Origin of the sequence: Ancylobacter defluvii, from assembly GCF_018390605.1 — a bacterium.
GTDB classification, from domain to species: Bacteria; Pseudomonadota; Alphaproteobacteria; order Rhizobiales; family Xanthobacteraceae; genus Ancylobacter; species Ancylobacter defluvii.
Genome location: NZ_JAHBGD010000012.1, coordinates 1 through 13,840, shown reverse-complemented (window position 1 = coordinate 13,840; position 13,840 = coordinate 1). Strand labels below are relative to the sequence as shown.

Below are 13,840 nucleotides of genomic sequence, written 5' to 3'. Positions count from 1 at the left end.
AGGCTCTGCTGTTCAGCTGATCGTCAGCTGTCTTTTTCTGGAATGCGGTTCGATGTCCAAGCTGTCCGCCCCCAAATTCGTCCGACGCGCCGTGCTGCTGCCAGTGCTTGCCGCCGCCTTCGCCGCGGGCGCGGCCCTGCCGGTGATGCCGGCGCGGGCGCAGGTCTATTATCGCCCCTATGCGCCGCCGCCCGGCTATGTGCCGGCCCCCCGTTACGTACCGCGGGCCTATCCGGCGCCCGGCTCGGTCTATCGTCCGGCGATCGCGCCACCTTATTCCCCGCCGGTGATGCCGCGGGCCGACATGCGGCCGATGCTGAGCTCGATGGGGCTGCGCAACATCTCCCGCCCGCGCACCGATGGGCAGTTCTATGTCAGCGAGGCGACCGACGCGATGGGCCGCCGCGTGCAGGTACGGGTGAATGCCTATTCCGGTGCCATCGTGTCGATGCGGCCGCTGGGTCCGGCGGTGCCGGTCACGCCGCCGGGAGCCGGCAGCGCCCCGCTGCCGGTGACGAGCGTGCTGCCGCCGCGCAAGCCGCCGCTGCCGCCCTCGCCGCATGCGCCGCTGTCCACCAACCTGCCGGAAGCCGGGGCCTCGACGCCGGGAGGTGCCCAGCGCCCGGTCGATCCGATGCCATCTGCCCTGCCATCGGCCTCGCCACCGGCGAGCGGCGGCGCCTCGGTCGCCGCGCCGAAGCCGTCGGTCGCGGCGGTGCCGCCGGCCGGGGCCGATCCAGCGCCGGCCGAGGCGGCGAAACCGGTGGAAGCCGGCGCGCCAAGCGCGGTACGGGTCATTCCCGGCGTGGCTACGCCGCCCAATGCGGCCCAGCCCAGCAATGCGTCCACCGGCCCGTCCTCTGGCGGTACCGCGCCTGCCGTGAGCACGCCGGTCGTTGCTCCCGTCACGGCGCCGGAAGCGGCGGCGAAGCCTCCCAATGCGTTGGAAGCGCGCGCCGGCGTCTCCACCGGCGCCGGTGCCGGAGCGGCGGAGGTGCCGGCCGGCACCGCCTCGGTGGTGGTGCGCGAGGTGAACGAGCCGCCGCGGCCGACACCCAAGCCGCCGATCCAGTAACCAGGCACCGCACAAACGATAGGCGCCCCGGGGTCCGGGGCGAGGCTTCCTGCAAACGAAAGGCGCCCCGGGGACCGGGGCGCCGACTTGCGTGCTTGAGCCGTGGCGGGTGCGGCGATTAGGCGGCGACCTTGGCGTCGATCACCTTGGTGCCGGGTGCCGCAACCTGCGGGGCGGTGCCGGAGGTGATGGCGATCGAGCGGGGCTTCAGCTTCTCGGGAACCTCGCGCACGAGGTCGACATGCAGCAGGCCGTTTGCGAGCGAGGCACCGCGTACCTCGACATGGTCGGCGAGCTGGAAGCGGCGCTCGAAGGCGCGCGCGGCTATGCCCTGATAGAGCACCTCGCCGGCGACGCCGACGGCGGAGCCGGCGGATTCATCGGCCTTGCGCTCGCCGCGGATGGAGAGGGTGCTCTCCTTCACGTCGATGCTGAGGTCGCGGTCGGTGAAGCCGGCGACCGCCACCGTGATGCGGTAGGCGTTCTCGCCGGTCCGCTCGATATTATAGGGCGGATAGGTGGTGCCGGCATCGACGCCGCCGACCTGGTCGAGCAGCGAGAACAGCCGGTCGAAGCCGACGGTGGAACGATAGAGCGGGGAAAGATCGAACGTACGCATGAACATATCCTCCTGTGAAGCGACATGCAGGGGTGTGCGGACCCTCTCGCCTGAGCCGGGTCCGTCTCCGTGCCGCCGATTGGCCGGCACCCCTTGGAAATAGGTGGGTATGCGCGCTTCGCAAGGGGGGACGGAAAGGGAAGTCGCCGGCGGAAATCGTCGGGGCGGATGCGGCGAAGATGAACGGCAGATGAACGGCCAGCTCGGCGGTAATTCAGTTCAAATCCCGCATGTTTCCGGCCAAGGTAGCGTGCGGCGGTGGAACCGGCGCAGCGGTGAACCGGGAGAGCTCTGGCGGTGATGGCGATGCTGCGCGTGCTGTTGGCGATCCTGCTGGCATTGCCGGCCGGGCTGACGCTCGATGCGCGGGCGCAGACCATCGCCCAGGCCATTGGCCCGTCCGGTGGCCCCTGGGCGGCGCCCTATGGCCGCGGCGGCCCGCCTCCGGGGCCCTATGCGCCCTATGAAACGCCGCCGGCCGGCGGGCGTCTCGATGGCGAGGCGGCGGCGCGGATGCTGCGCGCCCGCGGCTTCTCGGATGTGTCGGTGCTGCGCCAGCGCGGCCCCACCATCCTGCTCGAGGCGAATGGCCCGCGCGGCGAGCGGGTGCAGGTGGTGGTCGATGCCGCCTCCGGCGCCATCAGCGGCATGAAGGTGATCGGCTTCGGCACCCAGCGCTATTAGGGTCGGACGCTGCGGCAGGCGATCACAAAACTGTCACGAAAACCCACGGAAAGCCTTGCCGGCTTGTGATTCGGCGTAGGGTTCGCTACTCACGCTTCCCGTTTCCTTCGAAGGCTTTCTTCACCCCCCGAAATGAACCTCTTCAGCACCCCCGACAATCCCGTGCCCGACAGCGCCGAAAGCGGCATGCTGCGCACCTCCGATGGTGTGTCGCTGCGCTACGCCTATTGGCGTGCCGCCGCGCGCGCGCGGGGCACGGTGTGCGTGTTTCCGGGGCGCACCGAGAAGATCGAGAAATATTTCGAGACCGCCGAGGATCTGCGCGGGCGCGGCTTCTCGGTGGCCGTCCTGGACTGGCGCGGCCAGGGGGGGTCGCAGCGCCTGCTGCGCAATCCGATGAAGGGGCATGTCGGCGCCTTCTCCGAGTATCAGCTCGATCTCGAAGCCTTCATGCGCGATATCGTGCTGCCGAACTGCCCTGCGCCCTATTATGCGCTCGCCCATTCCATGGGAGCGGCGATCCTGCTGGAATCCGCCCGTCTCGACAAACGCTGGTTCAATCGCATGGTGCTGTCGACGCCCATGCTGGACCTCGCCATGGTACGCCACGAGCGGGCGGCCCGCCGCACCGCCCGTGTGTTGAACGCCGCCGGCCTGTCGCGTGTCTATGTGCCGCATAATGGGCGGCTGCGCGCCGGGGAGCTGATCTTCGAGGGCAACCGGCTCACCTCCGATCCGGTGCGCTTTGCGCGCAACCTTGCCATCAGCGTGGAGCATCCGGTGCTCGATGTCGGCCCGCCGACCATTGGCTGGGTGAAGTCGGCCTTTGACCAGATGGACCGGCTCACCGATCCCGCTACCGCGCGGGTCATCCGCCAGCCCTTGCTGATGGTGGGGGCGGGGGCGGACAAGGTGGTCTCGACCCCAGCGATCGAGCGGCTGGGCAGCCGCCTCATCGCCGGCGCGCATATCGTGCTGCCGGGCGCGCGGCATGAATTGCTGCAGGAGCGCGACGAGTTCCGTCAGCCCTTCCTCGCCGCCTTCGACGCCTTCATTCCCGGCAGCGCCGCCGCTGCGGCCTGAACAGGCCGCGGGCGCTCAGCCGTCCGCCAGCACTTTCATCGCCTGTTCGTGCACCCGCTTGTCGCCGGCGGCGATGATGCGACCGCCGCCCTGCGCCGGATTGCCTTCCCAGTCGGTGATGACGCCGCCGGCGCCCTCGACGATGGGGATGAGCGCGGCGATATCGTAATCCTGCAACTCGGTCTCGATGACGAGGTCGACATGGCCGGCGGCGATCATGCAATAGGCATAGCAATCGCCGCCATAGCGCGGCAGCCGCACCTGCCGTTCCACCTCGCCGTAGCGGGCGCGGTCGGTCTCCTTCATCAGCCGGGGGCTGGTGGTCATCAGCAGCGCCTCGCCGAGCGTGGCGCAGGGGCGCACCGACAGGCTGCGCGGCCCGGCGGGGCCACGATAGCGGGCGGTCATGCCGTCGCCGTAGAAGCGCTCGCCGACGAAGGGCTGGTGCATCATGCCGTAGACCGGCGCGCCGTGATGGGCGAGGCCGATCAGGGTGCCCCAGGCGGGCAGGCCGGCGATGAACGATTTGGTGCCGTCGATGGGATCGAGGATCCACAGATACTCGGCATCCAGATTGTGGTTGCCGTATTCCTCGCCGCGAATGCCGTGCTGCGGGAAGGTCTTCTGGATGAGGTTGCGCATCGCCTGCTCGGCGGCGCGGTCGGCGGCGGTGACCGGGTCGAAAACGGCACCCTTGTTCTTGTCCTCGACGCCGAGGGCGGTGCGGAAGAAGGGCAGGATGACCTGGCCGGACACGGTGGCGAGTTCGTGTACGAAGACTTCGAAATCCACGGCGCCCATGTGGCTGCACTCCGTTCTGTCCCGGCCGATGCCGCTCGGCACGTTGTCCATTTCCATATCGGCCGTGCCGCCGGCCGGCAATGGTGCGCGCGGGAACGCCATTGCCGGCACCGGACGTTGGGGAGCGATGAGCGAATCTCATGGCAACCCGGCCATCAAGAGGTCGGGAGCCACGCGCCAGACGCATGGCTGCCATTCCGGCAAGATGAACAATTAGGCATGTTCGGCGATTGCCAGCCGAGGGCATAGCTGCCATATTATTGCGGTGCGGCAAGGCAATTGGCGTTGCCTCGCCGTCGCCCTCCTTGGGCGTTTCCTCCCTAGACTTGGGCCGCTCCGGCAACGTGAGCGGCCCCTTTCTTTTTGTCCAGGGCATTGATCTTCAACGATTTTCGCGCATCTTTCCCATCGCGCCACCCGAGCGGTCCGTGCGGATGGCGTCGTGCCGCCCCGGTGGGAATCGTGCTCCGGCGGTCGTGCGGCGACGGGCAGGCGATCAACCGGCAGCCAGGCGCGCTCGGGGCGCGTTTCTCGTCACTTGCGCGTGAACTTCGGCAGGCGCCTTTCGTTTCTTTCGTTTGCCCCTTGCGTCAGACGCCTATCTCCTGCATATTATTGCGGTGCGGCAACGTGATTGGCGTTGCGTTGCCGTCGCCCTCCTTGGGCGTTTCCTCCCTAGACTTGGGCCGCTCCTCCGGGACGCGGCCCTTTCTTTTTTCTGCATGACGAAGTCGTTCCGCCCGTGCCGGCGTGCCACCGCGCCGGCGGGTATGAGAGACGAATTCCATGCATTTTCCGCTGCCGGTCACCCCTGCGCATCGATAGGACGCCGTCCGCTTTCCGCCATGCTGGGTCGATTGCACCTGTTTAACGGGTCGGCATATGTGCCTGCCGGGGATTTTTGCCGTTGCCGGACGCGGAGGCAGGCCGTCTTCCTGTCGGGCTGGTGCCGAGGCCTTATCAGGCGGCGGCCTCTCGCTCGCGCCGCCTGATCACGCCAAGTCCTGACCGTGCCATGCTGACAGCACGGCCTTGGCGACCGTTTCTCGCCGCACCCGCACGTCGCCGTCATCATCTCGCGTCTTTGCGGAAAGGTCAGATGGAGACTGTGCTGCGGCCGGACGAGCGACCTCGGGAACGCAGCAGGCTCCGGCACATGACATGAGAGAGGTCGTGAAGGCCGGCTCCCGAACAAACCGATTCTAATATGGAGGACAGGCCGGCGAGGACCGCCGCGTCGCGCGGGAGCAGGCTGCCCTTTAAGCGCCGGGAAGCCTATCTCGCGCTCCGGTCATACTGCGTCTTTACGGGGATATCAGGCGACGCGACTCTCGATCGCGCGTCTCCCGAGGCCGAGGGCAAGCCTGCCCGCGCGGACCGGCTGTCTGCCAAACGCTGGAAAGCCCGCGACGTGGCACTGGGGCGAGCTGTCCCCGGCACGCTAGCGGCGCGTATGACACAGCCGGGTATCGTTGCGGAATGGGCCTCCGTAAAACGCGCGCCAGGGCGGACGGCGCGGCCGTCGGCCGAACGGTCCCTGAGGGGCAGGCGCGCGCTCGGCCGTGATGGTGCGCCGTTCTCGAAACGCGGGAGGCGGCTGCTGTCAAACGCCGGAAAGCCCGCGACATCCCGGTGGGTCGAGCTGTCTCCGGTACGCAAGCGGCGTAGGCGATATGGCTGTGTATTGAGCCGTCGCAGGCGGGGGGAGGGCAGGTCGGTCGCTACCGAATGGAGCTACACGTAAAACCCCAGCAGGAGCGGACGGCGCGAACGGCAGTTCAACGGTTCCTGAAAGGCAGGCGAGTTCGGCATTGCCAGCCGGTTGAGCCGTTCTCGAAACGCAGGCGAGAGCGGCGTGGCCTCGACGGAGTTTCGCGCCGCCACGCGCCAGACATTGGGGGCCAGACATTCGGGGCAATGCCATGCCCCTTCGCGCGATGCGCTGCTAGCGCTCCGGCCGAGCTGCCACGCATCGGCGTTCTCCCGCCGTGGGCCCCGGCCTCTGGCGCGCGCCTTCCCTTATGAGGCTGGGCGGTAGAAATCGTGGTGCTGGCGCGGTGACGCCCTTCAGGAGGCGCACGACCGCGCCTACGTCGAAACAAAAGGCCGGAACAGCTTGCCGCCGTTCCGGCCGTCACTCCGACATGCACAGTACGCGCAATCTCACCAGCGAGAGGGCACGTACCGCGACAAATCAGCCACACCTGTCATTTGGTTGTATCTGGTATGCCAGAAAATGACGCCTGCCGCCTTGATTAATCCGCAATGCGCATTCATCTTCTGTCTCGCACGCAGCGATTGGCGTCGCTCCGTGCAGCCCTCCTTGGGCGTTTCCTCCCTAGACTTGGGCCGCTCTCCTTCGTGTGAGCGGCCTCTTTCTTTTGTGCCGTCGGCATCGGTCCGGGGCGTGGCGGCTGTGAGCCGTCTTGTCGCGTTCCCGGCGATCCCTTCGGCATGATGTCTTTCGACACCCGGAAGAGGGCCATCTCGTTTCCGTATCGCGCTCCGCCCACGGCGTCGCCGTCGTGGTCTGAAATCCCGCACCGGGATGGGAAGCGCTCCGTCAGAACCGAGCGTGCAGAATTGGTATATCTCTCATTCCCAAAATGCAAGGCTGAACTGCGGCGTTTCGCATCGTCCGATAAGAAATCGTCATGTCCCGCATAAGCGAATGAAAATGCTGGGCTATTCCGCAGCCGCCCGCGCCGGCGCCAGTTCCAGATGCGCGATGGCGGCCAGCGCGCGGGCCACGAGGATGAGGTCGCGCTGCACATTTTCGAATTGTTCGCTGCGCTGATAGGTGCGTTCGTTCATGTAAAGCGCGCGGTTGATCTCGATCTGCACCGCATGCATCCCCGAGGCCGGGTTGCCGTAATGCTCGGTGATGAAGCCTCCGGCATAGGGCTTGTTGCGCACCACCGAATAGCCCAGCCGCCGTAACTCGCCCTCGATGCAATCGGGGATCGCCCCGGCGCAGCTGGTGCCGTAGCGGTCGCCGATCACCATGTCGACGCGGGCGCGCTCGTCGCGGCCACCGCCCGAGGGCATGGAGTGGCAGTCGACCAGCACCGCGATGCCGAAGCTGCGCTGCATCTGCACCATCATCCGGCGCAGGGTGCGGTGATAGGGCTTGTAATAGGCCTCGATGCGCGCCATCGCGTCGTCGACCGGAATGCGCCGGCCATAGATCTCCTGCTGCTCGCCGACCACGCGGGCGATGGTGCCGAGCCCGCCGGACACCCGCATCGAGCGCGTATTGGCATAGGCCGGCAGCCGGCCGTCGAACATGCGCGGGTCGAGCTCGTAGGGCTCGCGGTTCACGTCGAGATAGCAGCGCGGGAAATGTGCCCGCATGAAGCCCATGCCGAGCTCGGTGACCGGCCGAATCAGCTCGTCGACCAGCGAATCCTCGGAGCGGCGCAGAGTGGGCATGTCGAGCCGCACCTGGTCGAGGAAGGCCCGCGGATAGATGATGCCGCTATGGGGCGAATTGAACAGGAACGGCGCGACGGCGGGGTCGGGCTCCACGACCTCGAAGGCCGGATCTATCGTCTCCGATATGATCGCCATCTGCCCGACGCTGGCTCCCTCTTGGGCGCGCTCTATGCGGCGCACCTGTCATGCATCTGTCTAACACGCGCATGATGCCGGTGGAACGGTCGGCAATGTTTCAGAAAGCACGTATCGTTCACACCAGCGTGGATTCACGATGTGCTAACAGCCGGCGCGGTACCCGGTATGCGAAACATGCGGGGAGTTCCCCGGCGTTGCGGGCGGGCAACCGGCCGACCGCCCCGCTCCCGAATCCGAGGTGACGTCGATGCTGAAGATCCTGCTGGCCGAAGACGACAACGATATGCGCCGTTTCCTGGTGAAGGCGCTGCAGAATGCCGGCTATTCGGTCGTGTCGTTCGACAATGGCCGCTCGGCCTATGATCGGCTGCGCGAGGAGCCGTTCGAATTGCTGCTGACCGACATCGTGATGCCGGAGATGGATGGCATCGAACTCGCCCGCAAGGCGACCGAACTCGATCCGGATATCAAGGTGATGTTCATCACCGGCTTCGCGGCGGTGGCGCTGAACGCCGACAGCCAGGCGCCGAAGGATGCCAAGATCCTGTCGAAGCCGTTCCATCTGCGCGACCTCGTCAATGAGGTCGGCAAGATGCTGGCGGCGTGACGCCGCCAGCATGACGGCGGCGCCCGTCGCCGTCGTCGCGGCCTGCGTCATCCCCAGCCTGGTTCCGATGCCGATGCGGGGCGCTTGCGCCGGACGCGGCTTGTGGTTATAGGGGTGCCCGCCGGGCTGCCCCGGCATCCCGGACGGAATGGGCGCGTAGCTCAGCGGGAGAGCACCTCGTTGACATCGAGGGGGTCACAGGTTCAATCCCTGTCGCGCCCACCATTCCGACCAATAATTCAGCCGACATGTTGTTTTGCGATGGCACCTCCTGCATCGCGCCGTAGCCGGCGTTGATGCCGCCGGCTTGGTGGCCTGACGTTGCCATATGAGCGCGCAAGCCGGGCCGCCATCCGCCCCGCACCGCCGGGCTTCCAATCGCCACGCGACCGCCAGTTTCACGCGTGCCTGCCGTCCGGCCGCCGGTGAAATCGCCTGCTGGGCCTCACGCTGCGCAGGCTAAAATGCGCGTGAAAGATCCGAAGTAAAATAATCGCAAAATTGTTCCATGTCGCAGCTGCGGCGGGCAGATCATGTCGTGCAGCCGCGTCGGCCGGAGCCTGTTCACGCGGCCGTTGGGCTTTCGTTTCGCCACCATGCGAAGACAATATGTCGGCCGGCATGCGTAAATTCATCGGCACCATGAAACAAAAGCCGTTCTCCCGCATTGATTGAGCAGTTCAATACTCATCGGGAGGTAATGATGATCTCGAAGAAGCTTGGCATTGCCGCGCTCGCCGCCATGGTCGTCCTGCCGGTCTTCGCCACCGCGCCGGTGCATGCCACCACCACGGCGATCAGTCCGCTGCCCGCCATCGGCAGCGAGGAGCAGAAGGAAGTGCGTGAACGTGAGCGCGTGCGTCGCCAGCAGGTTCGGCAGAATCGCCAGAACGGGCTGTTCGAGCCGATCCTCGCGCCGCTCTATAAGAGCTACAACTCGCCCGGCCAGCAGCTGAAGCGCGCCGTGGACTAAGCTCGGCCGGCACCTGCGGACCCGGAATACGCACGTTCTCTCCGGCGTGCGTCGGGGGGCGAAGGATCAGCTGCAGCCGGAACCGGCGGGCAACGGTTCCTCCGCCCCCCAGTCGTTTGACGGCAGCGCTGCGTAGGGCGGCTGGAAATATTGCCGCACGACACGGAAGCGCGACGGCAGCTGCGCGGTGTCGCTGCCGTAGTCGAGGATCCAGAAGAAATTGAAGTTGGAATCCGGCCAGGTGTCCGGCACCCCGCCGGGCGAATTCACGATCCGCGCCGGCGCGATCTCGCCGAGCCGCAGCAATTGCCGCAGCGTCGCCTGCTCGCCGGGGAACTCGGCCTCCAGCGCCGCGCTGGCGATGTGGAAATGCTCCCACACCATCACCACGGTCTTCCCGTGCCAGCGCGGATTGGCCATCAGATCCGCCACCACGTCCTGGTTCACCTTGTTGAGCTTGGCGTTGAAGTAGCGGTCGTTGCGGATCGGCACGTGGGCGATCGCCGGCGCGTCGAGCTTCATTCCCCAGGCCTTGCCGATCGGCCGCGCCGTCTCCAGCGTGTGCAGCGTCATCACCATGATCGCCGCCGGCGGATCCTTGGCGATCAGGCTCATCGGGCTGGTCGGCGAAAGATATTGTGCTGCCAGTGCCTGCGCCCGTTCCTTGCCGACGCTGCACAGCGCGAGCGGCCCGGCCTTCTCGCCATGCCGCACGATGACGATGCGTTTCGGTGCCGCCTCCGCCGGCCGCGAGGCCGCGCCCGCGCCGGCTATGGCGAGAAGGACGGCAGCGGCGGAGAGGCCGAGACTGGAAAATTTGGAACGGCGGGCGGCGGGTTTCATGGCGGGAACCGTATGGAGGGCGGTGCCCGGTCACCATGATGCGGCGGCGGGAAGCGATCAAGAGCGCGCGCCGCGCATTGATCCCCGACGGTCGGGCACGATATCTGTTGCTCCCTTGAGAAACCTCCCGCCGGAGTCGTCATGTTTCCCCGTCAGAACCGTCATCCCGCCCTGTCCCCCACCTCGGACGGAGGCGTCGCGCTCGGCAAGCTGCCCCAGTGGGACCTCTCCGACCTCTATCCCGGCATGGATTCGCCCGAGCTGAAGGCCGATCTCGACCGCGCCCAGGCCGAATGCGCCGGTTTCGAGCAGGCTTACAAGGGCCGGCTCGAAGCCATGCTCGACGGCGTCGATGCCGGCGGCGAGATGGCCAGGGCGCTCAAGCGCTATGAGGGCATCGAGGAATTGCTCGGCCGGCTGTATTCCTATGCCGGCCTCATCTATTCCGGCGACACCACCGATCCGGTTCGCGCCAAGTTCTATGGCGACGTGCAGGAGAAGCTCACCGACGCCTCCACCCACCTGCTGTTCTTCACGCTGGAGCTGAACCGGCTCGACGACGGCAAGATGGAAGCGGCGCTGGCCGATCCCGCCTTCGGCTATTACCGGCCGTGGATCGACGATGTCCGCGCCGACAAGCCCTACCAGCTCGAGGACCGTATCGAGCAGCTGTTCCACGAGAAGGGCGTGACCTCGCGCGGCGCCTGGAACCGTCTGTTCGACGAGACCATCGCCGGGCTGCGCTTCGAGATCGACGGCAAGAGCCTGCCGCTGGAGCCGACGCTGAACTATCTCGCCGAGCCGGAAGAGAAGAAGCGCAAGGCCGGTGCCGACGCGCTAGCCAAGGTGTTCGGCGAGAATCAGCGGCTGTTCACCCTCATCACCAACACGCTGGCCAAGGACAAGGACATCTCCGACCGCTGGCGCGGCTTCCAGGACATCGCGGATTCGCGGCATCTGGCGAACCGCGTCGAGCGCGAGGTGGTCGATGCGCTGGTGTCCTCGGTTCACGAGGCCTATCCGCGGCTGTCGCACCGCTACTACAAGCTGAAGGCCAAGTGGTTCGGCAAGGACAAGCTGGAACACTGGGACCGCAACGCGCCGCTGCCCAAGGTCGAGACCCGGCCGATCGCCTGGGACGAGGCGCGCGACACCGTGCTCGGCGCCTATTCCACCTTCTCGCCGCGCATGGCCGACATCGCCCGCGACTTCTTCGACAAGAGCTGGATCGATGCCGGTGTGCGGCCGGGCAAGGCGACCGGCGCCTTCGCGCACCCGACCGTGCCCTCGGTGCATCCCTATGTTCTGCTCAACTATATGGGCAAGCCGCGCGACGTGATGACGCTCGCCCATGAACTCGGCCATGGCGTGCATCAGGTGCTCGCGGGCCCGAACGGCGCGCTGATGGCTCCGACCCCGTTGACGCTGGCCGAGACCGCCTCGGTTTTCGGCGAGATGCTCACCTTCCGCCGGCTGCTCGACGCCGCGCCCGACAAGGCGGCGCGCAAGGCGATGCTGGCCTCCAAGGTGGAGGACATGATCAACACGGTGGTGCGCCAGATCGCCTTCTACACCTTCGAGCGCCGCATCCACACCGAGCGCAAGTCGGGCGAACTCACCGCCGAGCGCATCTGCGAGATCTGGATGGACGTGCAGTCCACCAGCCTCGGCGAGGGCATCCATCTCGGGCCGGGCTACGAGACCTACTGGGTCTATATCGGCCACTTCATCCACTCGCCGTTCTATGTCTATGCCTATGCTTTCGGCGATTGCCTGGTGAACTCGCTCTACGCCGTCTACGAGAACGCCGCCGAGGGCTTTGCCGAGCGCTATCTCGCCATGCTGGCGGCGGGCGGCACCAAGCATCATTCCGAGCTCCTGAAGCCCTTCGGCCTCGATGCCCGCGATCCGGCGTTCTGGCAGACCGGCCTCAACCTCATCGACCGGATGATCGGCGAGCTGGAGGCGATGGAAGGCTGAGGCGCTGCGGCGCGGCGCGGGCAGGGCGCTTCCATGCCCTGCCCGTCGCTTCTGAGGGTGCCCGGATTTTGGGCTTGCCCTGCCGGCGGCTGCGGGCGGACAAATCGGCATTCACTGCCGGGAAGTCCACGCATGTCCGCCGCCGCCGATTCCTTCGCGCATACCCCGTTCGACGGCTCCAGGAAGCCGTTCTCCATCGCCCTCGCTCCGCTGGATCTCGCCGAGTGGATCGAGCCGGATCCGCGCCTCGCCGAGACGCTCGCCGAGCGCGCCCGGCTGCTCGCCGGCAAGCGCGACGTCGTGCTGCGCGAGGAGGCCGGCACCCGCGCCTCCCAGCGCGAGGCGCTGGAACTGCTGGTCGCCCATCTGGTCGAGCGCTTCCCGGAGCGCTACCGGCTCGACGGCCGCCGCCTCACGGTCATCCCCGCCGGCCTCGCCGTCGATCTCGACGACGAGAGCGAGCCGCCCTTCGCGACCGCCGGTCGCATCGTCTCCGACGATCTGCTGCTGCTCACGCCCGGCGAGGCAGGCTATCGGCTGGTGGCGGCGGTGCTGTGCTTTCCCTCCGCCTGGTCGCTGGCGGAGAAGTTCGGCCAGTCGCTGGACGGGCTGCACGCCGCGGTTCCCGGCTACCCCGACAAGATGGCGCGGGTGATGAACCGTATCTTCGACAACCTCAAGGTCGAGCAGCCGGTCTGGCGGGTGAACTGGTCGATCTATCCCGATGCCGAGCTGCATCATCCCGAATCCAAGGAACGCCCGCGCGACTGGTTCGACGACCCGGCCAATCTCGACGCCGCCGCCTTCGTGCGCGTCGAGCGCCAGACGTTGCGGCGGCTGCCTTCGAGCGGCGATCTCCTGTTCACCGTGCGCATCCATGTCGATCCGTTCGAGGCGTTCCGCCGCCATCCGGAGGGCCGCGATCTGGCGGCCCGCCTGCGCGAGCAGATCCTGTCGCTCGATCCGGCGCAGCTCGCCTATAAGGGGCTGACCGAGCACCGCGACGCGGTGGCCGCGGCGCTCGCCGCCATCGCCGAGGCGCCGGTGGCGGCGCCGAGCGCGGCGATAGCCTGACGCGGCGGGCGGGCGCGGCGCGGTGCTGCGCGACGCCTTGACGCGCCCATGGCCATCGGCGTCCCCGGCGTTGCCGCAGGGGACGACTTCCGCTAAAGCGGACGGTGGCTGACATTATCCATTAGAAGGGGGGTCGCATGGCTGACCACGGAGCGCCCGAATACGCCACCGCCACCGGCAATGATTATGCCGAACATGAGGGCACCTATGGCTTCTTCGTGAAGCTGACCCTCGTCGGCACACTGTCGATTTGCAGCCTCATGGTCGCGCTGGCGATCGGTGGCGTGAACGGGCACTGGGGGCTGTTCACCCTGGCGACGCTGGCCATCATCGTGAGCACCGCCATCGGCCTCGCCTCCGAGAGCGGCAAGCCGGGCATCATCGGCGGCCTGCTCGGCCTGCTGGTGCTGCTGCTGATCGTCACTTCGTGAGTATTGCCATGCGTATCAGTGTTTTCAGTGAAGATCCGTCGCTCGAGCCGCGTGTGTCGGCATCGGTTGACACGTTGAAGCGTCTTTCCGGCCTGGG

General features: G+C 67.0%; 12 protein-coding genes and 1 tRNA gene. 9 read left to right on the top strand and 4 right to left on the bottom strand.

Annotation, left to right across the window (positions count from 1 at the left end):
- Positions 1-52 precede the first annotated feature (52 nt).
- Entirely contained in the window at positions 53-1,075 is a 1,023-nt protein-coding gene (locus tag KHC24_RS07955) for a hypothetical protein (RefSeq protein WP_213361952.1), read from the top strand.
- Positions 1,076-1,193: 118 nt separating this feature from the next.
- Here the strand turns inward: KHC24_RS07955 and KHC24_RS07950 are convergent, their stop codons facing one another.
- The gene (locus KHC24_RS07950; protein WP_213361951.1) at positions 1,194-1,694 is read right to left on the bottom strand and encodes an Hsp20 family protein; all 501 of its coding nucleotides are present in this window, start codon (positions 1,692-1,694) and stop codon (positions 1,194-1,196) included.
- A gap of 300 nt (positions 1,695-1,994) precedes the next feature.
- Between KHC24_RS07950 and KHC24_RS07945 the strand changes: the two genes are divergently transcribed.
- Entirely contained in the window at positions 1,995-2,378 is a 384-nt protein-coding gene (locus KHC24_RS07945; protein ID WP_246546395.1) for a hypothetical protein, read from the top strand.
- A gap of 132 nt (positions 2,379-2,510) precedes the next feature.
- The gene (locus KHC24_RS07940) at positions 2,511-3,461 is read left to right on the top strand and encodes an alpha/beta fold hydrolase (RefSeq protein WP_213361946.1); all 951 of its coding nucleotides are present in this window, start codon (positions 2,511-2,513) and stop codon (positions 3,459-3,461) included.
- A gap of 15 nt (positions 3,462-3,476) precedes the next feature.
- Here the strand turns inward: KHC24_RS07940 and hisN are convergent, their stop codons facing one another.
- Entirely contained in the window at positions 3,477-4,262 is a 786-nt protein-coding gene (gene hisN / locus KHC24_RS07935) for a histidinol-phosphatase (RefSeq protein WP_213361944.1), read from the bottom strand.
- A gap of 2,685 nt (positions 4,263-6,947) precedes the next feature.
- A complete protein-coding gene (locus tag KHC24_RS07930; protein ID WP_213361943.1) occupies positions 6,948-7,832 on the bottom strand; it encodes an N-formylglutamate amidohydrolase in 885 nt (294 codons plus the stop codon).
- A 250-nt stretch (positions 7,833-8,082) separates the two neighbouring features.
- Here KHC24_RS07930 and cpdR point away from each other — a divergent pair, with 250 nt between their 5' ends.
- The 3 genes from cpdR (at position 8,083) to KHC24_RS07915 (ending at position 9,415) form a co-directional block, all read left to right on the top strand.
- Positions 8,083-8,442, top strand: a complete 360-nt coding sequence (gene cpdR, locus KHC24_RS07925; RefSeq protein WP_213361942.1) for a cell cycle two-component system response regulator CpdR — start codon at positions 8,083-8,085, stop codon at positions 8,440-8,442.
- A gap of 150 nt (positions 8,443-8,592) precedes the next feature.
- Positions 8,593-8,667, top strand: a tRNA-Val gene (locus tag KHC24_RS07920).
- Positions 8,668-9,145: 478 nt separating this feature from the next.
- Positions 9,146-9,415 (top strand): hypothetical protein, encoded by a 270-nt coding sequence (locus KHC24_RS07915; RefSeq protein ID WP_213361940.1) that lies wholly within the window; start codon positions 9,146-9,148, stop codon positions 9,413-9,415.
- A 66-nt stretch (positions 9,416-9,481) separates the two neighbouring features.
- On the opposite strand, the gene KHC24_RS07910 is transcribed toward KHC24_RS07915, so the two are convergent.
- Positions 9,482-10,258, bottom strand: coding sequence for a histidine phosphatase family protein (locus KHC24_RS07910; RefSeq protein WP_213361939.1), 777 nt, complete (start codon positions 10,256-10,258; stop codon positions 9,482-9,484).
- Between the two features lie 141 nt (positions 10,259-10,399).
- Here KHC24_RS07910 and KHC24_RS07905 point away from each other — a divergent pair, with 141 nt between their 5' ends.
- The 3 genes from KHC24_RS07905 (at position 10,400) to KHC24_RS07895 (ending at position 13,743) form a co-directional block, all read left to right on the top strand.
- The gene (locus tag KHC24_RS07905) at positions 10,400-12,238 is read left to right on the top strand and encodes a M3 family oligoendopeptidase (protein ID WP_213361938.1); all 1,839 of its coding nucleotides are present in this window, start codon (positions 10,400-10,402) and stop codon (positions 12,236-12,238) included.
- 132 nt (positions 12,239-12,370) lie between these two features.
- The gene (locus KHC24_RS07900) at positions 12,371-13,312 is read left to right on the top strand and encodes a heme-dependent oxidative N-demethylase family protein (RefSeq protein ID WP_213361937.1); all 942 of its coding nucleotides are present in this window, start codon (positions 12,371-12,373) and stop codon (positions 13,310-13,312) included.
- A 137-nt stretch (positions 13,313-13,449) separates the two neighbouring features.
- Positions 13,450-13,743 (top strand): aa3-type cytochrome c oxidase subunit IV, encoded by a 294-nt coding sequence (locus KHC24_RS07895; protein WP_213361935.1) that lies wholly within the window; start codon positions 13,450-13,452, stop codon positions 13,741-13,743.
- The last annotated feature ends 97 nt before the right edge of the window (positions 13,744-13,840 follow it).